Source organism: Streptomyces sp. NPDC029044 (assembly GCF_040637495.1).
Lineage (GTDB): Bacteria > Actinomycetota > Actinomycetes > Streptomycetales > Streptomycetaceae > Streptomyces.
The window spans coordinates 1-3,642 of the sequence record NZ_JBEZWN010000139.1 but is presented as its reverse complement, the minus strand read 5'-3'; the positions used below and the strand labels follow the sequence as shown (position 1 = coordinate 3,642).

Below are 3,642 nucleotides of genomic sequence, written 5' to 3'. Positions count from 1 at the left end.
TCTTCGAGCCCAAGCGCCGCTACTGGGACAAGGGCGAGGTGAACACGGAGGCGATCCCGGGCCCGCTGCACAAGGCCCAGGTGGTCCGCGAGGGCTCCGACCTCACCCTGGCCGCCTACGGCCCGATGGTGAAGCTCTGCCAGGAGGTCGCCGACGCGGCCGCCGAGGAGGGCAAGAACCTGGAGGTCCTGGACCTGCGTTCGGTCTCGCCGCTCGACTTCGACTCCATCCAGGCGTCGGTGGAGAAGACGCGCCGCCTGGTAGTCGTCCACGAGGCGCCGGTGTTCTTCGGCTCGGGCGCTGAGATCGCCGCCCGGATCACGGAGCGCTGCTTCTACCACCTGGAGGCCCCGGTGCTCCGGGTCGGCGGCTACCACGCCCCGTACCCGCCGGCGCGTCTGGAGGAGGAGTACCTGCCGAACCTGGACCGGGTGCTCGACGCCGTCGACCGCTCGCTGGCGTACTGAGGGAGAAGACCTGTGATACGCGAGTTCAAGATGCCCGATCCCGGCGAGGGGCTCACCGAGGCCGAGATCCTCAAGTGGTACGTCCAGCCCGGTGACACGGTCACCGACGGCCAGGTGGTGTGCGAGGTCGAGACGGCGAAGGCGGCCGTGGAGCTGCCCATCCCGTACGACGGAGTGGTCGACGAGCTCCGCTGCGGTGAAGGGGATGTCGTCGCTGTGGGCGTGCCGATCATCACGGTGCGCACAGCCGCGGCGGACACCCCCGTGATCGCGGAAGCGCCCGGCCGCCAGCCGGTGCTGGTCGGCTACGGCGTGGCCGCGTCCACCACCGAGCGCCGCCCGCGCAAGAGCAGCACTGCACCGGCCTCATGGTCCGACACGGTGCTCACAAGCGAGCCCCGGCCGCTGGCCAAGCCTCCGGTGCGCAAGCTGGCGAAGGACCTGGGCGTCGACCTGACCACGGTGACGCCCACCGGCCCCGACGGCATCATCACCCGCGAGGACGTGCACACCGCGGCGGCCCCCGAGGCCCCGGCCGCCGAAGCGGCACCGCAGGCCGCCCCGGCCGGCCCGCTCGCCGCGCCCGCCGCCCCGGCCCCGGTGCTCGCGTACGACACGGCCCGGGAGACCCGTCTCCCGGTCAAGGGCGTGCGCAGGGCGACGGCCGCCGCGATGGTCGGCTCGGCGTTCACGGCGCCGCATGTCACGGAGTTCGTGACGGTGGACGTGACGCGCACCATGAAGCTGGTCGAGGAGCTCAAGCAGGACAAGGAGTTCACCGGTCTGCGCGTGAACCCCCTGCTGCTGATCTCCAAGGCCCTGCTGGTCGCGATCAAGCGGAACCCCGGCGTCAACGCGTCCTGGGACGAGGCCAACCAGGAGATCGTGCAGAAGCACTATGTGAACCTGGGCATCGCCGCGGCGACCCCGCGCGGTCTGATCGTCCCGAACATCAAGGACGCCCACGCCAAGACACTTCCGCAACTGGCCGAGTCCCTGAACGAGTTGGTGTCCACGGCACGGGAGGGCAAGACCACCCCGGCCGCGATGCAGGGCGGCACGGTCACCATCACCAACGTCGGCGTCTTCGGCGTCGACACCGGCACCCCGATCCTCAACCCCGGCGAGTCCGCGATCCTCGCCATCGGCGCGATCAAACCCCAGCCATGGGTCCACAAGGGCAAGGTGAAACCGCGTCAGGTCACCACGCTGGCCCTCAGCTTCGACCACCGGCTGGTGGACGGGGAGCTGGGCTCCAAGGTCCTCGCGGACGTGGCGGCCATCCTGGAGCAGCCGAAGCGGCTGATCACCTGGGCGTGACGTGTCGGCCGCCCTGACCATCCAGCGATACACGACTCACGTTGCTTATTCAGCATCTGTCGTGTATCACGTATGCTGGTTTCATGCCGAACAAGCCGACCGCGACCGCCGAGCGCATGGACCCCCGCGTCCGGCGCACCCGCGCCCTTCTGCGTTCCGCAGCGCTGGAACTCGCCGCGGAACGCGACGTTGAAGCGCTGACCATCGCCGACATCGCCGAGCGGGCGACGGTGAACCGCGCGACGGTCTACCTGCACTACCGCGATCGTGACGCCCTCCTCCTCGACGCGATGGAGGAGGAAGTGGGCCGTCTGGCGCGTGCGGCGGCGCAGTGCCCGCTGACCAGGGCAGCGGGGCGTGCCCCGAAAGAACTGGTGGCCCTCTTCCGCCACGTGGAGGCGAACGACACGCTCTACCAGCGGATGCTGGGCCCGAGCGGTGCCGCCCGCTTCATCAACCGGCTCCGTGAACTGCTGGCGCACGAGGTGGCCGTGCAGTTGAGCGGGTCGGACGCCGATCTCCCGGCGGCCGACCCGTCACTCGTACTGCGCGCGCACTACCTGGCAGGGGCCTTCGTCGGCGTGTTCACCCACTGGGTGTCGATGCCCGACAGGCCGTCGGCGGCTCAGGCGGCCAGGGAAGTCTGGGCACTGTTGCGCGGGGCCTCCCGCACATAGCCGACAGCGTCACGACGGCAGGCCCGGTTGACGGCCGACACGACCGCCCCGAAGGACGCCCGGACGGCGTCCTCATCGATTCCGATGCCCCACAGGACCCTGCCGTCGATCGCGCACTCGATGTAGGAGGCGGCCTGCGCGGAGGCGCCCTCGCTCATCGTGTGCTCCTGGTAGTCCAGTAGGTGGGCGTTGACGCCGATGGACCGCAGGGCGTCGAAGAAGGCCGAGATCGGACCGTTGCCCGAGCCGGTCAAGGTCGTCTCCGTGCCGTCGACGGTGGCCTGCACGGTGAGAGTGTCCACACCGTCGGTCCCGGACGTGGTCCGACCGTTCTTGAGCCGGATACGGCCCCAGGGGTTCTCCGGGTTCGGCAGGTACTCGTCGCGGAAGACCGCCCAGATGTCGCCGCCGGTGACCTCGCCGCCCTCGGCGTCCGTCTTGGCCTGGATCAGCTTGGAGAACTCGATCTGCATCCGGCGCGGCAGTTCCAGCTTGTGGTCGTTCTTCAGGACGTAGGCGATACCGCCCTTGCCGGACTGCGAGTTGACCCGGATGACGGCCTCGTACGACCGCCCGACGTCCTTGGGGTCGATGGGCAGGTAGGGGACGGCCCACTCGATGTCGTCGACGGTGACGCCCTTCGCGGCCGCGTCGGCCTCCATCGCGTCGAAGCCCTTCTTGATGGCGTCCTGGTGGGAGCCGGAGAAGGACGTGTAGACCAGGTCGCCCACGTACGGGTGGCGCGGGTGGACCTCCATCTGGTTGCAGTACTCCCACGTGCGACGGATCTCGTCGATGTCGGAGAAGTCGATCTGCGGGTCGACGCCCTGGGAGAACAGGTTCATGCCCAGGGTGACCAGGTCGACGTTGCCGGTGCGCTCGCCCTGGCCGAACAGACAGCCCTCGACGCGGTCGGCGCCGGCCATCAGCGCCAGCTCGGCCGCCGCCACCGCCGTACCGCGGTCGTTGTGCGGATGGACCGACAGACAGACGTGCTCGCGGCGGGAGAGGTTGCGGCCCATCCACTCGAAGCGGTCCGCGTGCGTGGACGGCGTCGAACGCTCCACCGTGGCGGGCAGATTGAGGATGATCTCGCGGCCCGGGCCGGGCTGCCAGACGTCCATGACCGCCTCGCAGACCTCCAGCGCGAAGTCCAGTTCGGTGTCGGTGAAGATCTC

At 69.6% G+C, this 3,642-nt stretch carries 3 protein-coding genes and 1 pseudogene; 3 read left to right on the top strand and 1 reads right to left on the bottom strand.

The window, feature by feature from the left end; all coding sequences use genetic code 11:
* The 3 genes from AB0E85_RS39715 to AB0E85_RS39705 form a co-directional block, all read left to right on the top strand.
* On the top strand, positions 1-467 hold a 467-nt coding region (locus AB0E85_RS39715; RefSeq protein ID WP_361937624.1), incomplete at its 5' end, for a transketolase C-terminal domain-containing protein.
* Between the two features lie 30 nt (positions 468-497).
* Positions 498-1,787 (top strand): dihydrolipoamide acetyltransferase family protein, encoded by a 1,290-nt coding sequence (locus AB0E85_RS39710; protein WP_361937625.1) that lies wholly within the window; start codon positions 498-500, stop codon positions 1,785-1,787.
* 83 nt (positions 1,788-1,870) lie between these two features.
* Positions 1,871-2,464 carry a TetR/AcrR family transcriptional regulator gene (locus tag AB0E85_RS39705; protein ID WP_361937623.1) on the top strand — a complete coding sequence of 198 codons (594 nt, stop codon included), beginning with the start codon at positions 1,871-1,873 and terminating at the stop codon, positions 2,462-2,464.
* Between the two features lie 14 nt (positions 2,465-2,478).
* On the opposite strand, the pseudogene AB0E85_RS39700 reads toward AB0E85_RS39705, so the two are convergent.
* A pseudogene (locus tag AB0E85_RS39700) lies at positions 2,479-3,642 on the bottom strand (2-isopropylmalate synthase); the annotation flags it as partial.